The sequence below is a fragment of the Glycomyces rhizosphaerae genome (genome assembly GCF_042647865.1).
Lineage (GTDB): Bacteria > Actinomycetota > Actinomycetes > Mycobacteriales > Micromonosporaceae > Glycomyces > Glycomyces rhizosphaerae.
Window position 1 is genome coordinate 42,532 of the sequence record NZ_JBHRWO010000007.1, and the last position, 23,152, is coordinate 65,683.

18 protein-coding genes are annotated in these 23,152 nt (G+C 70.0%); 10 read left to right on the forward strand and 8 right to left on the reverse strand.

The window, feature by feature from the left end; all coding sequences use genetic code 11:
• The first annotated feature begins 76 nt into the window (after positions 1-76).
• Positions 77-688: a hypothetical protein gene (locus tag ACFO8M_RS07050; RefSeq protein WP_387972502.1), complete on the forward strand. Its 612-nt coding sequence runs from the start codon at positions 77-79 to the stop codon at positions 686-688.
• Here the strand turns inward: ACFO8M_RS07050 and ACFO8M_RS07055 are convergent.
• The 5 genes from ACFO8M_RS07055 to ACFO8M_RS07075 form a co-directional block, all read right to left on the reverse strand.
• The gene (locus ACFO8M_RS07055) at positions 601-2,253 is read right to left on the reverse strand and encodes a glycosyltransferase family 1 protein (RefSeq protein WP_387972505.1); all 1,653 of its coding nucleotides are present in this window, start codon (positions 2,251-2,253) and stop codon (positions 601-603) included. The two genes, ACFO8M_RS07050 and ACFO8M_RS07055, sit on opposite strands and share 88 nt — an antisense overlap.
• Positions 2,250-4,340 (reverse strand): glycosyltransferase family 2 protein, encoded by a 2,091-nt coding sequence (locus ACFO8M_RS07060; protein ID WP_387972508.1) that lies wholly within the window; start codon positions 4,338-4,340, stop codon positions 2,250-2,252. The genes ACFO8M_RS07055 and ACFO8M_RS07060 overlap by 4 nt, the downstream gene beginning before the upstream one ends.
• Before the next feature lie 212 nt (positions 4,341-4,552).
• On the reverse strand, positions 4,553-6,106 hold the full coding sequence (locus ACFO8M_RS07065; RefSeq protein ID WP_387972511.1) for a glycosyltransferase: 1,554 nt from the start codon (positions 6,104-6,106) through the stop codon (positions 4,553-4,555).
• On the reverse strand, positions 6,103-7,707 hold the full coding sequence (locus ACFO8M_RS07070; RefSeq protein WP_387972514.1) for a glycosyltransferase: 1,605 nt from the start codon (positions 7,705-7,707) through the stop codon (positions 6,103-6,105). Before ACFO8M_RS07070 ends, ACFO8M_RS07065 begins: the two co-directional genes overlap by 4 nt.
• Entirely contained in the window at positions 7,704-9,641 is a 1,938-nt protein-coding gene (locus ACFO8M_RS07075; protein WP_387972517.1) for a glycosyltransferase family 2 protein, read from the reverse strand. The genes ACFO8M_RS07070 and ACFO8M_RS07075 overlap by 4 nt, the downstream gene beginning before the upstream one ends.
• Positions 9,642-10,332: 691 nt before the next feature.
• Between ACFO8M_RS07075 and ACFO8M_RS07080 the strand changes: the two genes are divergently transcribed.
• From ACFO8M_RS07080 to ACFO8M_RS07090, 3 genes are read left to right on the forward strand one after another with little or no spacing between them, the layout of a single operon-like run.
• A complete protein-coding gene (locus ACFO8M_RS07080; RefSeq protein WP_387972520.1) occupies positions 10,333-11,487 on the forward strand; it encodes a glycosyltransferase in 1,155 nt (384 codons plus the stop codon).
• Positions 11,484-13,187, forward strand: coding sequence for a glycosyltransferase (locus tag ACFO8M_RS07085; RefSeq protein ID WP_387972523.1), 1,704 nt, complete (start codon positions 11,484-11,486; stop codon positions 13,185-13,187). The genes ACFO8M_RS07080 and ACFO8M_RS07085 overlap by 4 nt, the downstream gene beginning before the upstream one ends.
• Before the next feature lie 53 nt (positions 13,188-13,240).
• Positions 13,241-14,314 carry a hypothetical protein gene (locus ACFO8M_RS07090; protein WP_387972525.1) on the forward strand — a complete coding sequence of 358 codons (1,074 nt, stop codon included), beginning with the start codon at positions 13,241-13,243 and terminating at the stop codon, positions 14,312-14,314.
• A 99-nt stretch (positions 14,315-14,413) separates the two neighbouring features.
• Here ACFO8M_RS07090 and ACFO8M_RS07095 read toward each other — a convergent pair whose 3' ends face one another.
• Positions 14,414-15,151: a DUF6270 domain-containing protein gene (locus tag ACFO8M_RS07095; RefSeq protein ID WP_387972528.1), complete on the reverse strand. Its 738-nt coding sequence runs from the start codon at positions 15,149-15,151 to the stop codon at positions 14,414-14,416.
• Between the two features lie 208 nt (positions 15,152-15,359).
• Positions 15,360-16,373 (reverse strand): glutamine synthetase, encoded by a 1,014-nt coding sequence (gene glnII / locus ACFO8M_RS07100; RefSeq protein WP_387972530.1) that lies wholly within the window; start codon positions 16,371-16,373, stop codon positions 15,360-15,362.
• Between the two features lie 304 nt (positions 16,374-16,677).
• Here glnII and ACFO8M_RS07105 point away from each other — a divergent pair, with 304 nt between their 5' ends.
• The 5 genes from ACFO8M_RS07105 to ACFO8M_RS07125 all read left to right on the forward strand — a co-directional run bounded on the left by ACFO8M_RS07105 (position 16,678) and on the right by ACFO8M_RS07125 (position 19,849).
• On the forward strand, positions 16,678-17,718 hold the full coding sequence (locus ACFO8M_RS07105; RefSeq protein ID WP_387972533.1) for a hypothetical protein: 1,041 nt from the start codon (positions 16,678-16,680) through the stop codon (positions 17,716-17,718).
• A 205-nt stretch (positions 17,719-17,923) separates the two neighbouring features.
• The gene (locus ACFO8M_RS07110) at positions 17,924-18,271 is read left to right on the forward strand and encodes a hypothetical protein (RefSeq protein WP_387972536.1); all 348 of its coding nucleotides are present in this window, start codon (positions 17,924-17,926) and stop codon (positions 18,269-18,271) included.
• A gap of 73 nt (positions 18,272-18,344) precedes the next feature.
• Positions 18,345-18,689: a hypothetical protein gene (locus tag ACFO8M_RS07115; RefSeq protein WP_387972539.1), complete on the forward strand. Its 345-nt coding sequence runs from the start codon at positions 18,345-18,347 to the stop codon at positions 18,687-18,689.
• An 85-nt stretch (positions 18,690-18,774) separates the two neighbouring features.
• Positions 18,775-19,290 carry a hypothetical protein gene (locus tag ACFO8M_RS07120; RefSeq protein ID WP_387972542.1) on the forward strand — a complete coding sequence of 172 codons (516 nt, stop codon included), beginning with the start codon at positions 18,775-18,777 and terminating at the stop codon, positions 19,288-19,290.
• 61 nt (positions 19,291-19,351) lie between these two features.
• Entirely contained in the window at positions 19,352-19,849 is a 498-nt protein-coding gene (locus ACFO8M_RS07125; protein WP_387972545.1) for a hypothetical protein, read from the forward strand.
• Between the two features lie 68 nt (positions 19,850-19,917).
• Here the strand turns inward: ACFO8M_RS07125 and ACFO8M_RS07130 are convergent, their stop codons facing one another.
• Positions 19,918-22,170, reverse strand: a complete 2,253-nt coding sequence (locus ACFO8M_RS07130) for a glycosyl hydrolase family 95 catalytic domain-containing protein (protein WP_387972548.1) — start codon at positions 22,168-22,170, stop codon at positions 19,918-19,920.
• 227 nt (positions 22,171-22,397) lie between these two features.
• Between ACFO8M_RS07130 and ACFO8M_RS07135 the strand changes: the two genes are divergently transcribed.
• Positions 22,398-23,111 (forward strand): hypothetical protein, encoded by a 714-nt coding sequence (locus ACFO8M_RS07135; protein WP_387972551.1) that lies wholly within the window; start codon positions 22,398-22,400, stop codon positions 23,109-23,111.
• Positions 23,112-23,152 lie beyond the last annotated feature (41 nt).

Consider the following 23,152-nt stretch of genomic DNA (forward strand, 5'->3'; position numbering starts at 1 on the left):
TAGCCCGGTCTTGGTACAGTGTGTATCGATCCCTTCCCCGTTCGGGGAGTCAGAGTCCCCCTGAGAGGAAAGCCCCATGCGCAGGTTGACCGCACTGGCGACCTTGGTCCTGCTGTTCGCCGCCGCGGCCTGCACCGGCGACGGAGGCACCGACGACCCGACCGGGCAGGGCGACTCCTCGTCCGAGGCGCCCGCGCCGACCGCTCCGCTCGAGCTCGCCCTCACGCCGCCGAACGGTTTCACCGCCGACACCACGGGCGCGGACCGCGAGATCTTCTTCTCCGAGGACCACGTCACGTACACGTTCTTCGTGGCCGGCGCCGAAGGCGGACTCGACCGCATCATGGTCACCTCGTACCTGCTGAACCCGGACGCGGACACGTCCAAATACGAGAGCCAGGCCGCGCTCGTCACCGACTACTTCAAGCAGTTGGACCAGGCCATCTCGCTGGACAACTTCTACCCGACCCTGGTCCACCGCGAGGACGGGATCTACCGGTACGGCGAGAAGGTCATCAACGAGGTCGAGGTGAAGTGGCAGGACCACTTCGTCTTCGCCGGCCAGTACCTGATCAACATCACCTGCATGTGGGACTCCCACTACGGCCAGGTCAACACCGCCTGCGCCGAGCTGACCTCCTCGTTCCCGTTCCCCGAGGAGTGGACGGCGGCCTCCCCGGCCGCCTGATCCACCGCCGCTAACCGAGGCCCGTCGAGGTCGATGCCGAGCGATCGGAATCGACCGCGGTGGGCCTCATGGCTGAACAGACGCTCCACAGTGTCCAGTCCGACGCGCCGCTGCTTCAGGTAGCGGTTGTGGTCGGCGCGCAGATCCCCGATGATCCCGGCGACCTCACCGGGCGCGGCGTACAGCGCCCCGTCGCCGAAGACCGGCTGGAAGCGGGGCGGCAGGATCGTCGGCAGCCCCGCGGCCATCGCCTCCACGGGGGCGCGGCCGAACGCCTCCAGCAGCGTCGAGTTCACGAAGTAGACGTAGAAGTCCAAGTGCCGCAAGAACTCGCCGACGTCGACCGAGTCGAACGCGGTGGCCGACCAGTTGCGCGGCAGCCGCCCCAGGATCCGGCGCGGGAAGTCGGCGCCGCCGAGCACGCGGATCGCGACGTCCTCGCGCTCGGGATAGGCGTTGCGGAGGTCGGCGGCCAGCTCCGGCCATTTCGAGACGTGGTCCCGCGAGTGCCGCCCGACGCGGGCGACCGCGGGCACGGGCGACTCGTCGCGGCACTGCGACGCCGCCGTGTCGAACGACGGGTACCAGTGCTCCGGCGACAGGTCGACGCCGTGGAGCTCCTTCCCGTGGCAGTCCACGAGCGCCTGGTGCACGAGCGGACCGACCGTGCGCCAGTGGTGGTCGCCGATCCAGCCGTGCAGATTGCGGTGCACGGTCTGGACGTCCCACACGGGACGGTGGCCGGTGCCGAGGCTGTAGTAGGTCATCGGCGCCTGGTTCACGACGAGGACCTTCTGGGCGGCGTCGATCTCCGGCAGGTCGTCGCGCAGCCGGTCCGCGAACGGCGGGAACCGCATGAGCAGCAGGTCGCAGGAGAGCTTCGGCGAGCCTTCGATCATCCGCACCCGGTCGCCGTCGACGAGGCTGAGGATCTTCGCGTTGATCGGGCGGGCGCTGTGCATCTGGTGCAGCGGATGGTGGATCAGGCCGACCCGTTTGCCTGCGGCCCTGAGCATCTCGATCTCGTTGCGGTTGCTCTGGGTGGTGCCGCCGCCGAGGTTGAAGTTCGAGACGAACAGGACGTCGAAGTGCCCGTCGGCGAGGACCGCCGTGTCCGCGGCGCGAGGGGGCCGCACACGCCAGTCGGCGAGGATGCGCTCCGCCCACGAGCGTGAAGCGGCGGGGACCGCCGTGTCGGCCGCGATCTCCTCGAGCCGCTCGGTCGTCTCACCGGTGAAGCCCGCCTGCAGGCGGTCGCGCAGGAGCCGCAGCTCGGCGTTCAGGCGCCGGGCCTCCCGCTCGCGGCGCTGGCGGTGGCGGCGGTTGCGCGGGGACACCAGTTCCCGGAGGTTCGCCGAACCGGTCTCGACCATGCGGCGCTTGACGGTGCGGGCCACCACGACGGCCTCCGCGCACAGCACCGCCGCCATGTACGGCACGTACACCGCGGGCGGGGCCGTGTAGGCGAGCACCGCGCCGACGCCGACGGCGGCGGTGAGCCCGGCTCCGGACAGTGCCGCGCGGCGGCGGGGGCTCAGATTGCGGACGGCGGATGTCGCGGTCACTTCGAAGAGATCCTGTCTATGAAGGACTGGATGCGCCGGAATCCGGGCGCGGTCATCGCGATCGCCGCCCCCGCCAGCAGTGCCGCGGTCGCGGCGAACGTGAGCAGCAGTGCGGAGTCGAGGTCGGCCCAGAACCAGCTGGAGGCGGCGAGCAGGCACAGGAGCGCGCCTGCGGCCGCGGCGGTCCGCAGCAGGGCGCGCAGGTGCACGCGGCGGCGGGCGCGCCTGGCGAGGCGTCCGACCCGTTCCACGGCGCGGACTCTGCGCCGTTCCGCGAACTCGGTGCGCTTCCCGGACTCGGCCGTGGCGCCGATGCTCGCGTCCCAGATCTCCAGGTCGTCGAAACCGGTGAGGCCGAACTCGGCCTCGCGGCCCTCCCACAGCGAGGGGTCGGTCACCACCAGTTCCTCGGTGGACACCACGTCCATGGCGGCGACGAACTCGGCGCCGGAGTCCCGCACTTCGGGCTCGTTCAGGAAGTCGAGGATCTCGGGCCGGAAGTAGCGCAGGTCCTCGCGCAGGCGCAGAAGCGACTCGATGTGCGTGACGCCGACCTTGCGGCCTTCGGCGACCGCTTTGCGGGCCAAGGCGATCGCCTGCTGCTGACTCGGTTCCCAGAACCGGCAGTCGAGTACGACGAGCAGGTCGAAGCGGGTGCCTTCGAGCGATTCCCCGCGGATCAGCGCCGGGGCGTAGAACGGGCGCTCGGGCGCGTCGGCGGCCATGTACGGCTCGCAGTCGCCGGCGGCGATGCGCCCGCGCCAGTGGTGGTGCGCGGAGCGGTAGGCGAACCGGGCCGGGTGCTGCCAGCCGTAGCCGATGTCGCGGGAGGTCAGCGTGCTCGAGCCGAGCCGGATCAGGGTGAGGATCTCCCCGTCGAGCTTCTTGACCGCGCGGCGCCCGAAAGCGGCCTTGAACCGGAAGTGGAACTCGCTGTCGGCGCCCTTGCGCACGGCGTCGAAGAACCCCATGCGCTCCCGGGCCTCCTTGGCGCGGAACAGCACTGAGGTCGAGCGGGGGCCGTGGATCGGGCGGCCGGTGTTGATGAGGCTCAGGTTCTCCTTGACGCGGGCGCAGCTGGAGAAGGTCATCATCACGCCCCCGTCCAGCAGCAGGGGCTCGGCCTGGCGTTCGAGCCAGCGCGGGTGCGCCCAGTCGTCGGAGTCGAAGCCGGTGATGAACGTGCCCTTGCATTCGGCGAACGCGCGGTTCCTGGCCCGGTAGGTGCCCGAGTTGGCGGGGAGGCGCAGGACGCGGATGCGTTCGTCCCGTTCGGCGACCTGGCCGAGGATCGCGTCGAACTCGGCGCCGGAGTCGTCGTCGACGACGATGAGCTCCCAGTTCTGCCAGGTCTGGGCGATGATCGAGTCGACGGCCGTGAAGATGGCGTCGTTCGGCTGGAAGCAGGTCATGACGATCGAGATCTTCTCGTTCCGGCTGACCTGGTCGGTGATCCCGGTGGTGAGGCGGTCGAAGTAGGTCCGGGTGTCGTCGGGGACCAGTTCCAGGTCCGCCATGCCCATCGCGGTGCCGAAGGCGCGCAGCCACTCCTGTTCGTCGCCGCCGTGCGCGGGGTGGGCGTCCTCGGCCGCGAGGCTGAGCCGCGCGACCTGGGTGAGGTCGTCGAAGCGTTCGAGCAGCGCCGCGGCGCTGCCTTCCACGGCGGAGGCGCATTCGGCGTAGTGCAGCTGGTGCTCGCCGGGGATGTCGGCGCTGAGGACGTTCTCGGCGAAGCGGTAGAGCGCGTAGCCGTCGGCGAAGTCCCGGTGCCTGGCGGCGGCGCCCGCGAGCGCGACCACGTGGTCGGGGGAGAAGCCGGCGGTGCTGAACGGCTCGTCCGAGCGGATCAGCTTGAGCAGGCCGTCGTAGGTGTGGTCCGGGGCCGCCGTCCGCGTGAGCAGATCGATGAGCAGCGGCGACCTGGTCCTGACGTAGGTCCGGTATGCGGCGGCCGGGGGCTGCGCGGCGAGCTCGGCGAGGTGCCGCTCGAGCAGGGCGGTGGCTTGCCCGTCAGCGTCGGCCGCGGCGCGTTGCGACGGAGGGCCGGGCGGGGCGGGGGCGTTGCTGCGGGTTTCAGATTCGACCATGCGTTTTTCGACCATGCTGACATCGAGACGGGAGCGGACTGGCGTGGGTGTGCCGTGCCATCACTGTAATGTTCGGCGACCGTCCGCTTATTGTGTCGCGAGCGGTGGCCGTGCACGGTGCGGGGACTCGGGGACGTGATGCGGGGCCGAGATTCCCAGCCGGGACAACTGTATTCGACGGATGCCTGGAGTGCCCACGCCCGCTTCTCCGGTCAGTCGTCGCCCGCGCGTGTCGGCGTGACGCCGAGGCGAATCATCCTCCGGACCAGCGCGTCGGGGGAGAAGTCGGCTTGGACCTTCCGCGATGCCCGCTCGGCCTGGGCCTCGTAGGCGCCCGGCTCGTCGATGAGCTTGCGGACGGTGCTGGCGACCTCGCCGGGTTCGCAGTAGATCGCGGCTTCGCCGAAGAGCGATTGGAACCGCGGGTCCATGATGCACGGCACACCGGCGGCCATGGCTTCGAGCGGCGAGCGGCCGAAGGCCTCGACGCAGTCGTCCGCGACGAAGTAGACGTAGACGTCGAGTTCGTGGAGGAACTCGCGGGCGGGCATCGCGCCGAACGGGTGGTCGACCCAGTTGCCAGGCAGGGTTCCGAGGAGTTCGAGCGGGGTCGCGGCGCCGCCGAGGGAGTGCACCGCGAATTCGGGTGCGTCCGGGTAGCAGGCGAGGAGCTTCTCGGGGGTCTCGGGCCATTTCAGCGGGGCGTCCCTGGTGTGGCGTCCGATGCGGATCGGGCCGTCGCCGGTGCGGCGGGCGGGCCGGGCCCATTCGGCGGCCTCGATGATCTCGTACCAGTACTCGTCGGCGATGTCGATGCCGTCGATCTCGTCGCGGTGGTGCCGTTCGAGCGTGCGCCGCACCTCGGGGCCGATGAGGTACCAGGTGTGGTCGCCGAGCCAGCCCTGGACGGTCTCGTGGACGGCGCGCGGTTCCCATTGCGGGCGGCGGCCGCCGTCGGCGTCGTAGAAGGTGAACGGCACCTGGTTGACGACCAGTACGGTGCGGGCCGTGTCGATCTCGGGAAGGTCGTCCATGAGGCGTTCCATGATCGTGGGCAGCCGGACGACGGTGAGGTCGCAGCGCACGGTGTCGTGGGCGTCGACGAGCACGACCTGGTCGCCGTCGATGAGCTCGGCGATCTTCGGGTTGATCGGCACTGACACGTCCCAGCGGTAGACCGGGTGGTGCAGGAGGCCGATCCGCAGCCCGGCGCGGGTGAGCGCGGTGATGTCGGCGACGTTGGCGGAGGTGTTGCCGCCGGGGAGTCCGAAGTGGGACACGATGAGCACGTCGACCGAGCGGTCGGCGCGGGCCTGGTGGGCGCGCTCCTCGTCCTGGAACCAGGAGTCGAGGGTTTCGAGTGCCTGGAGCCGGTATTCGGCGGGGTTCTCGCGGTTGCGGGCCGTCTTCAGCAGCGGTTCGAGGGCGCTCGCGGAGTAGCCGTGGCGCAGGCGCGCGGCCCATTTCTCGTGGTACCGGGTCCGTTCCTCGGCGAGGTCGTCGACGAGCACGTCGAGGTCCGCGTCGGCGGCGACGGCGGCGGTCCGTTCGAGGTCGCGTCGGACGCGGAGGTTGCGGGCGCGCCGCAGCACGGCCGCCAGCAGGACGCCGGCCGCGGTCAGTTCGATGGCGATGATCGCTCCGACGGCCGCGATCGCGGCCGGCAGCGGCAGCAGCAGTACGGCGGCGGCGGCGCAGACCGCGCCCGCGCACGACCCGCCGAGCACGGCCCTGACACGGCGGCGATCGCTCGATCCGGCGTTCATCGCTGGGCCCCTTCCAGTTCCACGGCCGTCTCGCGGGGGAGGCGCACGCCGAGTGAGGCGACGCGCCGCAGCAGCGCCTGGTGCGAGAAGAGCTCGCGCACCGTGGCGAGCGAGCGCTCGGACTGCCGCCGGTACCGCTCGGGGTCGGCCATGAGCGCCCGCACGAGCGCTTCGACTTCTTCGGGTTCGCAGTAGAGGCCGCCTTCGCCGAACAGCGGCTCGAACCGCGGCGGCATGACGCAGGGGAGCCCCGCGGCCATGGCCTCCATGGGGGAGCGGCCGAAGGCCTCGACGTACTCCTCGGCGGTGAAGTAGACGGCGACGTCGAGGGTGTGGAGGAACTCGGCCGCGCCCATCGACCCGAACGGGTAGCCCGTCCAGTTCTCGGGAAGCCGCCCGAGCACGCGCGCGGGCGAGTCGGTGCCGCCGAGCACGTGGATCTCGACGTCCTCGGCGTCCGGGTGGCTCGCGCGCAGGTCCTCGGCGATGGTCTGCCATTTCAGCGGGTGGTCGCGGGAGTGGCGGCCGATGCGGATGACGCCGTCGTCCTCGCGGCGGCCGTCGCGGCGCCACACGTCGGGGTCGAGGGCGCCGAACCAGTACTCGTCGGCGAGGTCCACGCCGGCGAGTTCGTCCGCGTGGTGGCGTTCCAGGGTCTCGCGCACCGTGGGGCCGATGGCGTACCAGGTGCTGTCGCCGACCCACGCCGCGAGGTTCTCGCGCACTGCGGCGATGTCCCAGGAGAAGTGGCGGCCGCCGTCGGGCCCGTAGGACTCGAACGGGGTCTGGTTGATGAGCAGCGCCGTGCGGGCCGGGGTGATCTTGGGGCGGTCGTCGAGGAGGCGGCCCAGCGCGGGCGGGAACCTGATGATCATGAGGTCGCAGGTGACCTCGTCGCCGTCCTTGAGGAGGACCACGTTCTCGCCGAGCAGCTCGGTGATCTTGGCGTTGACCTCCCGGCCGGTGTTCCACTCGTAGACCGGGTGGTGCACGAGTCCGACGGAGAGCCCCGCGCCGCGGTAGGCCTTGATCTCCTCCGCGTTGGAGGCGGTGGTGCCGCCCAGGAGGTTGAGGTTGGAGACGAGGACGATGTCGAAGTGCCCGCGCACGGGCTCCCTGCGCTCGCGCAGGCGGCGGTCCCGCCAGTCGACGATCCCTTCGAACATCGCGAGCCGGAACGCGTAGGTGCCCTGCTCGTTGCGTGCGTACTCGTACATCACCGGGAGTGCTGTCGCGGAGAAGCCGCTGTTCAACCGCGCGATCCACCGGCGCAGCGGCCGGAGTTTGCGCGCGGGCAGCTTCTCGGTGGGGGCCTGGGCCGCGGGCCGCTCGGCTCTGACCGCCACCGGCGCGGTCATCGGCGCGACCGCGGCCTCCTTGACGGCGTGCAGGAGCCGCGCGAGCAGTGCCGCCACGAGTCCGAGTTCCAGCACGGCCACCGCTGCCGCGACCGCCAGGAGCACGGTGCGGTCCGTGATCAGCGCGAAGGCGAGCACGGCGGCCGCGAGCCCGGCCAACGCTGCGAACGGGGCGGGGCCGAGCGCGAGGCATCGCTTGACGAAACCCTTGAGGCGCTTCGCCTTCGGGGAGACGCGGATCATCGCCGGACCCTTCCCGTCACGAGCACGACGAGGAGCGCGCCGATGGCCGAGGCCGCCGCCAGGCCGGTCGAGACCACGCTCAGGGCCGCCGCGGGGGCGTAGCCCGAGACGAGGGCCAGCACGGCGACGAGCACGAGCACGAGCACGCAGGACGCGACCACGCCGAGGAACAGGTCTTTGACTTTCATGCGGGTGCCGCGGCGAACCGGCGCGGGCACCGCCGGAGTCTTGACCTCACGGTCCACCTCGACTTCGGCGTCGCCCACGGCCGGGTAGTCCTCCCGCAGCCCGACGAGCAGCGCATCGTCGGCCGCCACCAGAGTGTCCACACTAGAACGCTCGAGGTCGGCGAAGACCAGGCCGTGCTCGGCGGCGAACGACAGCACCTGCGGCGTGATGCTGGTGAGCTCGGCGTCCAGCCGCTCCCATGCGACGTAGTGGACGAGGCCGACGGTCGCGCCGTCCGCGGCCGCCGCGGCGGCCCGCTCCAGCAGCTCGCGCCGCGCCGTGTCCGTGCGCCGCCAGTCGGCCACCACGACCAGGTCGAACCGCTCTGGCGTCGCGTCCCACGCCAGCAACTGCATCGGCGCGGGGAAGGGCCGCTCGGGCGCGGAGGCCGCGACGAACGGCTGCGACCGGCCCTGCTGGATCCGCCGGTGCCAGTGCTTGAACGCGCAGCTGTAGGCGAACCGCGCGGGCGTCACCCAGCCGGCGGACACGTCGCCCTCCGAAAGGGACCCGGGCCGCTGGCGCACGATCGTGAGGCGCACCCCTTCGAGCGTGTGCACCCGCTCCTTGCCGAAGGTCCGCTGGATCCGCAGCTTGTACTCGGTGTCGCCGCTCTTGACGACGGTGTCGTAGAAGCCGACGCGCTCGCGGACCTCCTCGGCTCGGAACATGATCGAGGTCGAACGCGTCTCCGTCAGGCGCAGCACCGGCGAGATCGCCGGCTCGAGGTCCTCGGAGCAGCGAATGCCCTCGGCCACCGTCATGATGAGGTTCTCGTCCTCCAGCAGGGGCGCCACCTGGCGCTCGAGCCAGCGCGGGTGCGCCCAGTCGTCCGAGTCGAGCCCGGTCACGAAGGCGCCCTCGGCGATCCCGATGGCGCGGTTGCGCGCCCGGTAGGTGCCGCCGTTGGCCCGCTGGCGCAGCAGCCGCACCCGCTCGTCGAGCGCCGCCGCCTCGATGAGGATCGCGTCGAACTCGGGCCCGGAGGCGTCGTCGACGAGCAGCAGCTCCAGGCGCTGCCACGACTGCGCGAGCACGGACCGCACCGCCGTCAGCAGTTCGGATCCGGGCCGGTAGCAGGTCATGACGACCGAGATGAGCGGGCCGTCCTCGACCGGCTTCACTTTGGACGGCGCCAAGCGGGCCAGGAGGTTCGCCTCGGGCCCGGTCTCGGCGAGCGCGATGTCGCCCCACTCGGCGAACTCGAGGAACGCCGGCAGCCAGTCGCCGACGGCCTCGGGGGCCTCGGCGCGCCGGACCGCGTATTCGGCGGCGTGCCACCAGGACTCGGGCACGCGCGCGTACACCTTGCGCAGCGATTCGAGCAGCGCCCGGTCCCCGTAGTGCGCGGCGAGGCGCACGTGGGCGATCTGGTCCCGCTCGGGGACCGACTCGCCGAGCACGCGCTTGGCCCGCCCGTACATGGCAAGCGCCGCTTCATGATCCCCGTCGTCGAGCGGCTGCACCGCGAGCGCGTACGCGAGATCGCAGTACGCGGGCAGGTGCAGCTTCGAGGACTTCGCCCGTTCGTCGAACCCCGTGTACCCGCCCTCGGTGCGCCCTTCCGGGCAGGCGAGCGCCGCGAGCAGCCGTCGTCCCGTCCGCGACCGGAGCCGCAGCGCACTGTCGAGCACCGTGCCGCTCGGCAGCCCGGCGACGCGCGGCAGCGCGGCCGCGACGTACTCGTCAGAGGGGAGCGTGGTCATCGTTTCCTCCCTGGGATCGCGTCCAGCGGAGCGGGGAAGCCTGCGGGCAGCGGTTCCCGGTGTCCCGGGGAAGTGCACGAGGCGGCATGCAAGTGAACAGGGACGATCTCGGTCATATTGCGAAAAACATTCCGATCTGGCCGGGGGTTTCGAGACTATCAGACATGTATGACCAGGTTTAGAGCGCTAGGACGCCCCACATCCCACAAAGAATGATTAGGGCACATGCGTCGGAAGGCAAACACGATCGGATTGTCGACAATAAGGAAAGCGGCCGTCCATGAAGTCCTCCGAGCATTGGTGAGAATGGAGGGTGGGACAATGCCGACGCCACTGTTCGAACCGATCACGGCGCCGCCATTAATCTATAAATTCTATAGGAACAGTAGGCATTTCCCGTGTGCCCGAAGAGGTAGGCGAAATTGTGCCGAAGTGTGTTCGGCCTGCTCACTCCCAGTGGTCGACATCCAAGGGGAACAACGGTTGCATGGTCCGACGCAAGTCTCAACCAGGGAACCTTATGCGGACCAGGTGGCAGCGGCATGCGAAAATACGCGAGCACCCTTCAAATCTTCGATCCACCCGGCGTCGCAGTCTCGTGCAGCCCGACCTCCGGCGTGGACGCCGTACGCACCAGTGAGGCCCGAGTCTTGTGAATCGTTCCGGGATCTTCGATTTCGATCTCTCTCTTGTGAACCCCTCCGGATTCGGCGCGTTCGCGCCCGATCGGGGGCTCGCCCGACTCGCGCACGACGGACTCGAGTGGAGTATCACCGACGAATTCGCGGCGGTCCGCACTGTCGACCCCGCAGTCGGCGTGGAGACCGCGGACCTGCCGGAGTTCCGGCGGCATGCCGGCCTTGAGATCGACTGGGCGAGTCATTCCGGCGACGAAGCGTTCCTTCGCTTCGTGGCGGCATTGGCGGCGGCCGGGGTGCCGCTGCTGTCGCGCGGCCCGGTCCCGGCCTGGGCCGCCCCGCTCGGCGACGACCTGGTGCGGCAGTTGGACGGCGCGCGGGCCGAGCGGATGGCCGACCCGCTCCACCGCGAACTCCACAGCGTGCGCCTGCGGCGCTCGGCGCTGGCGTCGCGGATCAGTGCATCGGATCGGGCGCTTCCGTCGATCACCGCGATGATCTGCACCTGCCGACCGGAGTTCGTCGGCTCGGCGCTCGCCGCGATGCAGCGCCAGCGCTACCCGAATCTCGAAGTGGTGCTGATCCTCCACGGCCTCAGCCGTGACCTCCCCGAGGTGCGCAAGGCCCTGGACGAGTCCGAGCTGCCCGTGACCGTTCGCGAGGTCTCCGAGGACACGGTCTTCGGCGACGCGCTCAACCTCGGCGTCGAGGCGGCCTCCGGCGAGTACGTGACGAAGGTCGACGACGACGACTGGTACGGCCCCAACCACGTGGTCGACCTGATGAACGCGGCCGCCTACGCCGAAGCCGACGTGTTCGGGAGCTTCACCGAGTTCGTCCACCTCGAACACCTCGACCTCACGATCTACCGCCCGGCGGGCGGCGGCGAGAAGTTCACGAAGTTCGTCGCCGGAGGCACGATCACCGCGAAGCGGCAGACGCTGCTCGACCTCAAGGGATTCCCCTCGATCCCGAAGGGGATCGACGTCGGGCTGTTCGAGCGGGTCAGGGACGCGGGCGGCCGGATCTACCGGACCCACGGCATGGAGTACGTGCTCTCCCGCCGCATGGTCGGCCACACCTGGGACGTCGAGGTCGGCTACTTCCTCAAGTCGGCCGAACGCCAGTGGTTCAAGACCCCCGTCGCCGATCACGTCGCCTCCGACTCCCTCGAACGCTGCCTGACCCCGCAGAAAGGCCTCCGATGACTTACCCCGCGAACGGCGTTGAGCCCCAGCCCCGGCTCTTCCGCAACGACCACGGTTCGCTGACCGTGCCCCGCGTCGGCGAATGGGAACCGGCGATGTCGGTCTCGGTCGTGATCCCGGCGCTCGGCGGCCAGGACAAGCTCGACCTCGTGCTGGCGGCGCTCTCCGAGCAGACCTACCCCGCGAACCTGCTCGAGGCGATCGTGGTCGACGACGGCTCCGAACCGCCCTTGACGCTTCCCGAGCACCGCCCCGAGCGGACGCGGATCATCCGCACGCCCGACGGGCAGTGGGGGATCTCGGGCGCGGTGAACACCGGGATCGAGGCCGCCGAGGGCGACATCATCCTCAGGGTCGACTCCGACACGCTGCTGAGCCGTGTCCACGTCGAGTCCCACGCCCGCTGGCACCACCAGGCGGACTACCTCATGGTGCTGGCCACCATCTTCTACGTGACCGACCCCGAGGTCGCCCGCCTCACTCCCGCCGACGTCGTCGCCGCGAACGCGGCCGGAAAGCTCGGCCAGCGGTTCGCGAACTGCCGCGTCGAGGAGAACTGGGGCGCGGAGCGCATCCGGTCCTCTGACTGGCTCACGCAGCTCGACGCGCGCGCCTACTCGGTCGCGAACGGCCCCTCGGTGTCCTTCCGCAAGGCGTTCTGGAAGGAGGTCGGCGGTCTGCGCGAGGACCTCCTCCTCGGCGAGGACACCGAACTCGGCTACCGGTTCGCCCAGTACGGCGGGGTCATCGTGCCCGACCGCGGCGCCACCGCCTGGCACCTCGGCGCGACGACCGCCATGACGCGGCCCCTCGACGCCGACCGGGCCCGCATGCCCGGCCTCGCCAACGCCATCCCGCTGCACCGCCACCTCCGCAAGTCCCCCGGCCACATCTGGGAGATCCCGCTCGTCGAGGTCATGGTCGACGCCGACGGCGCTTCGCACGAAGAGGTGTGCGCCACGGTCGACTCCCTCCTCGCCGACCGCGACGCCGACCTGGCGGTCACCGTCACCGGTCCCTGGACCATCGCGAACTCGGGCCGGTACCCCGCGCTCGACGATCCGGACGCCGATGCGCGACTGCCGCAGCGCTACTTCGCGGGCGACCCGCGGGTCTCCTTCACCGGACCCGTCGGCGGCCGCTTCCCCACCGCGCCTTTCCGGCTCACCTTCCGCGCGGGGATCAAGACGGTCCCCGGAGCGGTCACGCAGCTGGTCGAACTGGCCGAGACTCGGCAGGTCGGCCTGGTCGAGATCGTCATCACCGGCGGCGAGGACGAGTTCCAGGTGGCGCTCGAGCGGACCGCGGCGCTCTCGCGGGCCCGGCGCCTGCGGCGCCCCGACGAGTCGATCCTGGACGCGGTCGACGCGATGTGGGGCATCTGGTTCGCCAGCGGCGACGACTGGTTCCAGATGCCGGGAGCCCCCGACGTCGCCGACCGCAAAGCGGCCCAGGCCGTCTCGGAGGTCGAGCGGCTCCGCCTCCGTCTGGCGGCCGCCGAACGCGAGATCGCCCGGCAGCGCGAGCGCGCCGAGAAGTGGAAAGAGAAGAGCCAGAACCTCCAGAAGATGGTCACCCAGTGGAAGGAACTGGCGGAGACGTGGCGGGGCCGGGTCCGGTCCTCTGGGCGGTACCCCTTCCTGCGCGGGCCGGTGCGCCGCGTGGCGAAGCGGGTCCGCGCGAAGCTGCGGACCATCTGACCACCCTTACCACGCCCGCTTGACCCCTGCTCACCCATCACAGGAGCCCCATCATGTCCCAAGACGCCTCCGCGCTTCCTGACGCGCACGACGACGCGATAGCCGCGCTGCCCATCGGCACCCGGCTGGTGCACGTCGGCCCCCCGAAGACCGGCACCACCTCGCTTCAGCTTGCGCTGCACCGCAGCCGTGAGCCGCTCGCCGAGCAGCGGGTGTTCCAGCCGAGCCCCGAGGTCAACCCGAAGGACGCCGTCTGGGGCGGCATCGACTTCAACTCCACTGACGCGCACGTCGCCAAGTGGCGCGAGCTCGTCAAGGCGACGGCGGAGACCGGTGAGCGCCGAGCGGTCATCAGCAGCGAGTTCTTCGCCGACGCCGACGACGCCCACGCCAAGCAGGTCGTCGAGGAGCTGGGCGGTTCGGACGTCCACGTCGTCATCACGCTGCGCCCGCTCGTGAAGGTCCTGCCGTCCTGGTGGCAGCAGTACGTGCAGATCGGCATGTCCGAGCGGTACGAGGACTGGCTCGACATGACGCTCAACGGCGCGGGTACCAACACCCACTCGTGGCGGTGGGAGCGGCAGCAGCACCACATCGGGTTCATCGACCGGTGGGTCGCCGCCGCCGGGCTCGCGAACGTGTCCGTGGTCGTCGTGGACGACACCGACCACGGCCGGATCCTGCGGGACTTCGAGGCGCTCCTGGGCCTGTCGCAGGGGACGCTGCCGCTGGTGCCCGCCGGGACGAACCGGTCGCTGACCGCCCCCGAGATCGAATTCGTCCGGCAGTGCTTCGAGGAGTTCAAGAAGAAGGGCCTGCCGCGCGAGCCCTACCGGAAGTACGTCGTTCGCGGCGCGATCCCCCGGATGAAGAACCGGCGGATCCCCGGCAAGTCCGAGAGCAAGGTCGCCACCCCGCTGTGGGCGCAGGAGAAGGCCGTCGAACTCGGCGCCGAACTCGTCGCGCACCTCCGCTCTCGCGAGATCACCGTGGTCGGCGACGTCGACCGGCTCAAGGGCCAGGTCAAGGAGCAGCCCGAACCCGATCTGCGCCTGGACCCGGCCGCGGCCGCGCACGCCGCGCTCGGCATGCTCGACGTCATCCGCGCGGAGCAGACGAAGTCCTGACCCGAACGCGGGCAAGGCGAACACCGGACCCGATGACCGCGTAGGGCATCGGGAACCGGAGTGCCACCATCCCGTGCTCGTCCTCGCGTGTCGAGGACGTCAGACGCGTGCCGGTGCCATCGAGGCGATCGCCGCTCGGATGTGGAGCGCGAGGTAGTCGTGGTACTCGGGGATGAAGTGGAACGGCTCGTGGCCCCACCGGTTGTCCGGGTCGGGGATGCGGAGGTCCTCGGGCATCGAGATGACGATCGCCCGGGGGCCGAGCGCCATGATGAAGAGGTCGTAGGCGTGCCCGAGCCAGGCGTTGTGCCGCTCTGACTCCTCGAGCCGGCGGACCGGGGTCCCGTTCGCTTCCCGTGTGGCCCAGAAGGTCCGGTGGACGATGACCCGCTGGTCGGGCCGCAGCAGCCCCGCGAAGCGGCGGCAGGCCTCGGCGAACGGGCCGTCGGAGCGCAGCTCGGTGTCCTCGGCGACCCTCCGGTGGCCTTCGCGCCCCAGGAAGTCCTGCTTGTAGGCCTTGGTGGCGGTGATGATGCCGTGGCCGGTGTGCACCATCGGGAGCCGCTCGTCACCGAGGTCGACCACGAGCGGGTGTTCGAGGCGGGAGAGGGTCTGGGCGACGGTCTTGCGGTGGTCGTTGAGGATGACCTGCCGGTTGAAGACGTTCTCGGTCGTGATCTCCGCCGGGTCGATCGGCGACGGGGTCGAGACGATGCTCTGGATCCGCGTGCGCGAGTAGTACTTGAACGGTCGGCCCAGCGGCTCCCTGCCGGTGTCGGCGGCGTCGGCGGTCACACAGGTGCCGAGGATGGAGTACTTCAAGGGTTCGGGGGACATAGGCGAATCGCTTCCTGGCACGGAACATACGAGACTATTTCATAGGGGGCCAGTCGACTATAACAGGCGCTTCGACTTCGAACAGGACGGAACCTGGCGTACGAACCCAATAGGACAAAGTGGAGTGCCAAGCCGTGAAACGCCAGTAGGGGCGCCGCGCATCGCGCGGCGCCCCTACTGCTGTAGCTGGGGGTCAGGTCCCTCGTGCTTAGACGAGGCCCTTCTTCTCCAGTGCGGAGCAGACGGTGTCGACGATCTTGCCGGTCACCAGGTACGGGTCCATGTTGGCGTTCGGGCGACGGTCTTCGAGGTAGCCCTTCTTGTCCTTCTCGACCTGCCACGGGATGCGGATCGAGGCGCCGCGGTTGGAGACGCCGTAGGAGAACTGCGAGTAGTGGGCGGTCTCGTGCGCGCCGGTGAGGCGGTCGGCGATGCCGTCGCCGTAGAGCTTGACGTGCTCTTCGGCCTTCTCGCCGAGGGCCTCGCACGCGGCGATGATGGGCTCGTAGTCCTCGCGCATGGCCTTGGTGGAGAAGTTGGTGTGGCAGCCGGCGCCGTTCCAGTCGCCCTTGGCGGGCTTGGGCTCGATCGTCGCGGAGACGTTGAAGTCCTCGGCGGTGCGGTACAGCAGCCAGCGGGCCAGCCACAGCGAGTCGGAGACCTCGAGCGCGGAGGCCGGGCCGACCTGGAACTCCCACTGGCCGGGCATGACCTCGGCGTTGATGCCGGAGATCGGCAGGCCCGCGGCGAGGCAGTTGTCGAGGTGCTTCTCGACGATCTCGCGGCCGAAGATCTCGTCGGAGCCGACGCCGCAGTAGTAGCCGCCCTGGGGGGCCGGGAAGCCGTTCTCGGGGAAGCCGAGCGGGCGCGAGCCCACCATGAAGGTGTACTCCTGCTCGATGCCGAACCAGGACTCCTGGCCGGCGAACTGCTCGGCCAGCTCCGCGGTCTTGGCGCGGGTGTTGGTCGGGTGGGGGGTGAAGTCGGTGTCGAGGACCTCGCACAGGACCAGGATCGAGTCGCCGCCGCGGATCGGGTCCGGCACGACCTTGACGGGGCGCAGCACGCAGTCCGAGGAGTGGCCCTCGGCCTGGTTGGTGCTGGAGCCGTCGAAGCCCCAGATCGGCGGCTCTTCGCCGGCGCCGAGGATCTTGGTCTTGGAGCGGAGCTTGGCCGTCGGCTCGGTGCCGTCGATCCAGATGTACTCGGCCTTGATAGCCATCAGGTAGGAGCCCTTCGATGCGGTGACGCGGTCCAGCCGGGCTCGAACCGCGCCGTGAAGCAGAGCCCTGAGCCGTAAAGCTGTGCTGCCACGCTCCCAAAAAGCAATTTCTCGCTCGTTGATGTCTTGTAAACAATGTGTTAACCGCTGCTGTGCGTGAGCAACGAGACGCTGTGAGTCTGGCTCACCCTATTTTCGGGGATAAAATCTCTTTCACCCCGTATCCCCTATCAGTCCCGTTTCGTTCTACCAATTGCGAGCGGCGAGACCGCCCGCGCTCAGGTTCAGGACGACGGGGGAGACGATGGGAAGCATCGCCGGAGGCAGCGAGGTCACTCGCCGCTTCAGCGTGCTCCGATTCCTCCTCGGCGCCGCGCTCACCGCATTCGGCTCCCTTCTCTTGGGGGCCTTCGCGATGGCCGCATCCGCTTGGGCATCAGAGGAGTCCGCAGCATCGCAGGGCCTTGCCGCGATGACCGACCCCCTCACCGCAGAGGTGTCCGACATGTCGCGCCTGGCCGCGCGACTGGTCCCGCAGAACCAGCTGGGACATCGGGCAGCGGCGGCGCAGGGGGAGGTCTCGGGGCTGGTGTCGGGCCTTGAAGCACCTGTGGGATCACTGGTGGACGAGACGGACGGGGCCGTCCGCACTGCATTGCAGGGCGACGCCGGAACTGGCCTTATCGACTTGGATGACGAGTCTGTCGGAGACAGCACCGCTGAAGTAGTGGCACCTCTGGTGGGAAACCTGGTGAAGGGAACGGCCTCCCCAACGGACGGCCCGGCCCCCGTGGTGTCCGGTGTCTACGAGACTGTCGCGCCCTCGACCGATCCGGTCGACGTACTGGCGCGACTGGTGACCGATGGCCTGCGCCTCGGCGACGGGACGACGCCCGGGAGCGTCCCCGCCGCTGACGCAGGACAACCGCTCACCACACCTTCGGCGCAGCTTGCAAGCCGTCAATTGGCGCTGTGGGCGCAGCAGCTCTCCAACGAGGTGGCGGCGTCGCTCCATGGAGCGGACGACGGCCGGCCGGCCGCCGCCGCCGAGTGCTCCGCCGAAGACGAGCGGAGGACGGACCGATCCGAAGTCGAGGACGTGCGCGGAGCTTCGCGCACCTCGGCCAGACCGTGGCTGTACGACGGCCCCGGACTGCCTGACCTGAAGATCATCCCCGGTGGAGCCACAGGCTCGACCGTTGGTATCAGCGTCGACAGCGTCCACACTGCTGTCTGCGTCTCCCCGTCCGCCGGGGGGGAAGAGGTGTCACTCTCCCGCACGGTGATCGGGGAATTGGGGCGGCCGTTGGACCGCGCCGCCGAGCAGTCCGTCGCCCCAGACTAGGGCCTCCGCGCGTCGGTGCGCGGGGAACTTGAAGTCCGCCTTCAAAATCTCCCTCCGGTTGCAGTGCTTGGGATCTCGTATCCCTTGCGCTCCGGCGTGCCGACGCGCGGAAGCCTGTCGCACCACCGCCCCGAACGGGGCGGGAGATCAGATCGCAGACGCCCGGATCCCCGGGCGCACAACCAAGAAGGAAACGAACAGCATCATGCGCAAAGTTCTTACCGCTGCCACGTTCGCCGCCGGTGTCGCCGTTCTCGGAGCCGCGGCTCCCGCCATGGCCGAAGGCCCGGGCGTCGCCGCCGGCGACCTCAGCCTCGCCAACGTCGACGCCTCGGACGCGGCGCACTGGCAGATCTGCGGCCAGAACGTGCTCGCTCAGCCCGACGGGCAGGACTGCGACAACAGCGACGCCGGCAGCGGCGGTTCGGGTGTGGACGCCGGCTCCCTGTCGCTGGCCAACGCCGACGCGGGGGACGCGGCGCACTGGCAGATCTGCGGCCAGAACGTCGGCGTCTCGCCGCTGTTCGGCCAGATGTGCGACAACGGCCGCTAGACGAGCCGCGGGAGCGGGTCCGGCGCGGCCCGCTCCCGTTTCGAAATCAATCTCAGGAACAAGGTGGACATCCATGCGTAAGTCAATCGCTCTCATCGCGGCCGCCGCAGGCATCGCCGCCATCGGTGCCGCGGCTCCCGCCATGGCCGATGGGTCCGGCGTCGCCGCCGGCGACCTCAGCCTCGCCAACGTCGACGCCTCGGACGCGGCGCACTGGCAGATCTGCGGCCAGAACGTGCTCGCCCAGCCGGGCTGGCAGGGCTGCGGCAACGACGACGCCGGCAACGACGACTCGGGTGTGGACGCCGGCGCTCTGTCGCTCGCCAACCTCGACGCCTCGGACGCGGCGCACTGGCAGATCTGCGGCCAGAACGTCCTGACGCAGATCAGCGGACAGCCCTGCGACAACGGCAACTGAACTCGCTCGCCGGTGCGCAACCGGCATTGAACTTGGGACGGGTCGGATCCCGGTCCGTTCCGCCAACGAAAGGAACTGCAACATCATGCGCAAGACCACAGTCGCCGTCGCCATCGCCGCCGGTTTCGCCGCCATCGGATCCGCTGCCGCGCCGGCCATGGCGCAGGTCAGCCCGGGCGACCTCAGCCTCGCCAACGTCGACGCCTCGGACGCGGCGCAGTGGCAGATCTGCGGCCAGAACGTGCTCGCCCAGCCGGGCGGGCAGGACTGCGACAACGCCGGCTCGGACCAGGGCGACTCCGGCGTCGCCGGCGGCGACATGTCGCTCGTCAACGCCGACGCCTCGGACGCCGCGCACTGGCAGATCTGCGGCCAGAACGTGCTCGCCCAGCCGGGCGGACAGGACTGCGACAACAACGACGGCGCCGGCTCGGGCTCCGGCTCGGGCTCCAGCGACCTGTCGCTGGTCAACGGCGACGCCTCTGACGCCGCTCAGTGGCAGATCTGCGGCCAGAACGTCCTGACGCAGATCAGCGGGCAGGACTGCGGCAACGGCGAGCAGGACGGCCCCGGCAAGGGCGACGACCAGGGCGACTTCTAACCCGCCCGGTCCGAATCCGCTTTCCGTTCGAGCCGGATCCGATAGTTAGGTCGAAAGAGTCATGCAATACAGGACCATTGTCGCGGCTTCGGCCGCCGCTGCCGCCGCTGCCGCCTTCTCATACGGACAGGCCTCGGCATCGACGCCGGACTGGCTGACGGTGGCCTCGGTCGAGACAGGGCCGACGCCGCTGACCGCCGTCTGCGAGGAGGAGGCCGCCGGGACGTTCGCGGATCCCGCCTGCGCGAGCATCCTCGGCACCGGGGAATCCCCCGATGCCGAGGCGTTCGGGGCGGCGACCGCCGAGGCCCCGGAGGGCGGCTCCGGCATGGCGGTGGCCAATGTCGACATGCGCGACTTCGCGAAGTGGCAGGTCTGCGGCATCGCGGTCGCGTCCACCACCGAAAGCGTGGAATGCGACAACTCGATCGAGGACGAGCGTGAACCGATGGCGACCGGAAGCGGGGTCTCATTGGTGAACGTCGACGCCACAGGCGCGTTCGATTGGAGTGTCTGCGGGATCGCGGTGCTTCAGAGCGGTGCCACGGTCGACTGCTGATCCGCTAGACGACCTTCATACCCAAGCGGCCGGAGCCATCAGGCTCCGGCCGCTCCCTTGTGTCTTGACTAGATCGTCGCGGACCAGGTTTCGCCTTCGACCAGGCCGACCGTTTCGCCCAGGACCCGCACCTTGGTGTCGCATGTAGACGTCAGCGTCAGCGCCGTCACCTCGCCGCCGCTCCAGGCCAGCCGCTCCACGGTCACGCCGCCGCGGGCCCGCAGGCCGCGGACCTCGCCCTCGGCCCAGGCGCTCGGCAGCGCGGGCAGCAGCTCGATCACGGGCATCCCGCCCGCGGTGCGGTGCGACTGGACCAGCATCTCGGCGATCGCCGCGGTCGTGCCGAAGTTCCCGTCGATCTGGAACGGCGGGTGCGCGCACAGCAGCGAGTTGTAGACACCGCCGTCCGAGTACTCGACGCCTTCACCGCGGAAGCCGACGGGCGTGAGGAACTCGCCGAGCAGGCGGTGCGCGCGGTCGCCGTCGCGCAGGCGCGCCCACAGCGCGGTCTTCCATGCCAGGGACCAGCCTGTGCCGGCGTCGCCGCGCGCTTCGAGGCTCTTCTTCGCGGCTTCGAGGAGTTCGGGCGAGTCCGCGAAGGAGTCGCCGGGGTAGACCCCGTACAGGTGCGAGACGTGCCGGTGGTGCGGCTCGGACTCTTCGCGTTCGTCGGCCCATTCGAGGAGTCGGCCGTCGGCGCCGATCTTCGGACCGGCCAGGCGCGGCATGACCTCCTTGATGCCCTTGACGAGCTGGAGGTCGTCGCCGTGCAGGGTCTCGGCCACCACGTCGGCGGCTTCGAGGACGAACGCGAACAGTTCGCGCACGAGCGTCGCGTCCATTCCGGTGGACTCGTCGACCGCCGAGTTGCCCTGCGGCGTCACGAACTCGTTCTCGGGGCTGGTGGCCGGGCTCGTCACGAGCGAGCCGTCCTTGCCTTCGGAGAGCCGGTCGAACGCGAACCGGGCCGCTCCCAAGGCGATCGGCAGGTGGTCGGCCAGGAACTCCTCGTCGCGCGAGAAGCGCCAGCGTTCGGCGAGGTGCATCGAGAGCCACAGGCCGGCCATGGGCCAGTTCTGCCAGCACGCCCGGTGCTGCACCGGCGTGGTGATGCGCCAGTAGTCGGTGTTGTGGTGGCAGCACCAGCCGCCGGCGTCGTAGAGGCGGCGCGCGGTCTCCACGCCGGTGCGAGCGAGGTCGCCCACGAGGTCGAACAAGGGCTCGTGGAACTCCGGGAGCGCGCAGGTCTCTGCGGGCCAGTAGTTCATCTCCACGTTGATGTTCGTGGTGTAGTCGCAGTTCCACGGCGGGGTGACGTGGTGGTTCCAGATGCCCTGCAGGTTCGCGGGCTGGGTGCCGGGCCGCGAGGAGCCGATGAGGAGGTAGCGGCCGAACTGGAAGGCGAGCACGGCGAGGTCTTCGTCGGTGCCGCCGGCGGCGCGGCGGTGCAGGCGTTCAGTGGTCGTCGTGCTGTCCACAGTGGCCTGTGGGAGGAGGTCGAGGGCGACCCGGTCCATGATCTCGCGGTGCGCGGCGACGTGGGTTTCCAGAACGCTGGACCAGCCTGCGGCGGTGGCCCTGCGGGCCTCGTCGCGGGCCGCGTCGAGCGCGGTTCGCTCGTCGAAGTCGGAGCGGAGGCCGATGTAGACCTCGATGCTGCGGGCGCCCTGGATGCGGTGGCCGCCTTCGATTTCGGCGATGTCGCCGTCGCAGCGCACCTGGGCGTTGAGGCCGAGTCGGCGCACGCCTTCGGTCTTGGAGTAGTCGGGGTCGCCGCCGACGACGCTGATCGGCGCGAAACCGGTGAAGTCGAATTCGGTGGCGCCCGCGGCGGCGGTGCCGCCTTCGTGGGGCCACTCGAAGCGCAGTTCGAGGTCGAACGCCTCGTCGGCGGTCCAGCGCAGGGCGATGACCTGGTAGTCAGCGGAGGCGAAGGCCTGGTGGGCGACGCGGCCACGGGTGATCGTGGCGACGCCGTCGCGCAGGTCGAGTTCGCGCCGCTCGGACTCGGCGTCATCGGAGTGGGTCACGACGAAGGCGCCGGCGGGCTGGTAGGCATCGGCCTCTTTGCCGGTCATGCCGGTCACGAGCTGGTCGGCGGCGAAGTAGTCGCCGCGGCGGACCGCTTCGGCGGCCTGGGCCGCGAGGCCTTCGGCGCCTTCGGGAACGCTCCAGGAGCCGTCGCCCGCCCAGAAGCCGTCCTCGTTGAGTTCGATGCGCGGGCCCCACAGCATCGCGCCGATGCGGCCTTCGCCGATGGGAAGGCCTTCGTGCCAGGCGCCGGGGGCGGAGTCATACATGAGCTTCAATGCTGCAGACATGCCGTAATCCTATAGGATCTTCTCGCCAAGGGCCGGAGGGCGGATCCGACTTTTTCATCCCGAGCGGCTTCGCCGCGGGGCGCTGTCGTCCGCCGAGGGGAGCACGGCGGAACTCCGTTATCTGATCGTGCCGCAACCTCGCGTTCCTCGTGCGCGTGTCATGAGTGCCCATCACGAATCCGGCGCATTCGTTTCCTCATGGCAGACGGAAAATGGAGCCTCCACACGTGGAACTCAAGCAATCCTTCAAACACGCAGGCATCTTCGGCGTAGCCGCCGCGGCGGGCCTGGTCGGCTCGCTCGCCTTCGCCTCGGCCGCGCAGGCCGAGACCGTCATCATCCCCATCAACCCCGGCAACGTGCCCACGACCGCCGAGGACTTCGAGAACTCCTGCGACAACCTGCCGGACGACCTCGCGGCCGACCTCGACGGCTGGGTCTTCGTGCTCCCCGCCGCGGCTGGGGCCGAAGGCAACTTCATCTCCGTCACCGCGACCTTCGCGGACGACGAGGGCATGGAGCAGACCCGCACCACCGGCGACGACGGCGGCATCGTCGACGGCTCCGGCGACAACAAGGCCTACATCCTGGCGCCCGCCGGATGGACCCTGCTGGACGCCGACGCCGAGGTCACCGACCCCGTAGAGGACGCCCAGTTCAACCTCACCCACACCTGCCCGGGCACCCCGGGCGAGGAGGAGACGAGCCCGGCCGAGGAGACGTCCCCTCCCGGTGAGGAGCCGACCTCCCCGGGCGAGGAGAGCCCGACCCCCGGCGAGGAGTCGACCCCCGGCGAGGAGTCGACCACGCCGGTCGGCTCGAACCTGCCGACCACCGGCACGCCGCTGACGATCGCCCTGGTCTCGGCCGCGGCCCTCGCCGCGGGCGGTGCCGCGCTGTTCATGATCCAGCGCCGCCGCCGCGAGGCCCAGGACTGGTAGTCCGCCGACACTGCACCGACGACGCCCCCGCGGGTTCTCCT

Coding starts and splice junctions, on each gene's coding strand:
- ACFO8M_RS07130 (WP_387972548.1), bottom strand. CDS start 22,170: ATGTCTGCAGCATTGAAGCTCATGTATGACTCCGCCCCCGGCGCCTGG.
- ACFO8M_RS07120 (WP_387972542.1), top strand. CDS start 18,775: ATGCGCAAGACCACAGTCGCCGTCGCCATCGCCGCCGGTTTCGCCGCC.
- glnII (WP_387972530.1), bottom strand. CDS start 16,373: ATGGCTATCAAGGCCGAGTACATCTGGATCGACGGCACCGAGCCGACG.
- ACFO8M_RS07065 (WP_387972511.1), bottom strand. CDS start 6,106: ATGAACGCCGGATCGAGCGATCGCCGCCGTGTCAGGGCCGTGCTCGGC.
- ACFO8M_RS07125 (WP_387972545.1), top strand. CDS start 19,352: ATGCAATACAGGACCATTGTCGCGGCTTCGGCCGCCGCTGCCGCCGCT.
- ACFO8M_RS07070 (WP_387972514.1), bottom strand. CDS start 7,707: ATGATCCGCGTCTCCCCGAAGGCGAAGCGCCTCAAGGGTTTCGTCAAG.
- ACFO8M_RS07050 (WP_387972502.1), top strand. CDS start 77: ATGCGCAGGTTGACCGCACTGGCGACCTTGGTCCTGCTGTTCGCCGCC.
- ACFO8M_RS07085 (WP_387972523.1), top strand. CDS start 11,484: ATGACTTACCCCGCGAACGGCGTTGAGCCCCAGCCCCGGCTCTTCCGC.
- ACFO8M_RS07110 (WP_387972536.1), top strand. CDS start 17,924: ATGCGCAAAGTTCTTACCGCTGCCACGTTCGCCGCCGGTGTCGCCGTT.
- ACFO8M_RS07060 (WP_387972508.1), bottom strand. CDS start 4,340: ATGGTCGAATCTGAAACCCGCAGCAACGCCCCCGCCCCGCCCGGCCCT.
- ACFO8M_RS07075 (WP_387972517.1), bottom strand. CDS start 9,641: ATGACCACGCTCCCCTCTGACGAGTACGTCGCGGCCGCGCTGCCGCGC.
- ACFO8M_RS07090 (WP_387972525.1), top strand. CDS start 13,241: ATGTCCCAAGACGCCTCCGCGCTTCCTGACGCGCACGACGACGCGATA.
- ACFO8M_RS07095 (WP_387972528.1), bottom strand. CDS start 15,151: ATGTCCCCCGAACCCTTGAAGTACTCCATCCTCGGCACCTGTGTGACC.
- ACFO8M_RS07115 (WP_387972539.1), top strand. CDS start 18,345: ATGCGTAAGTCAATCGCTCTCATCGCGGCCGCCGCAGGCATCGCCGCC.
- ACFO8M_RS07105 (WP_387972533.1), top strand. CDS start 16,678: ATGGGAAGCATCGCCGGAGGCAGCGAGGTCACTCGCCGCTTCAGCGTG.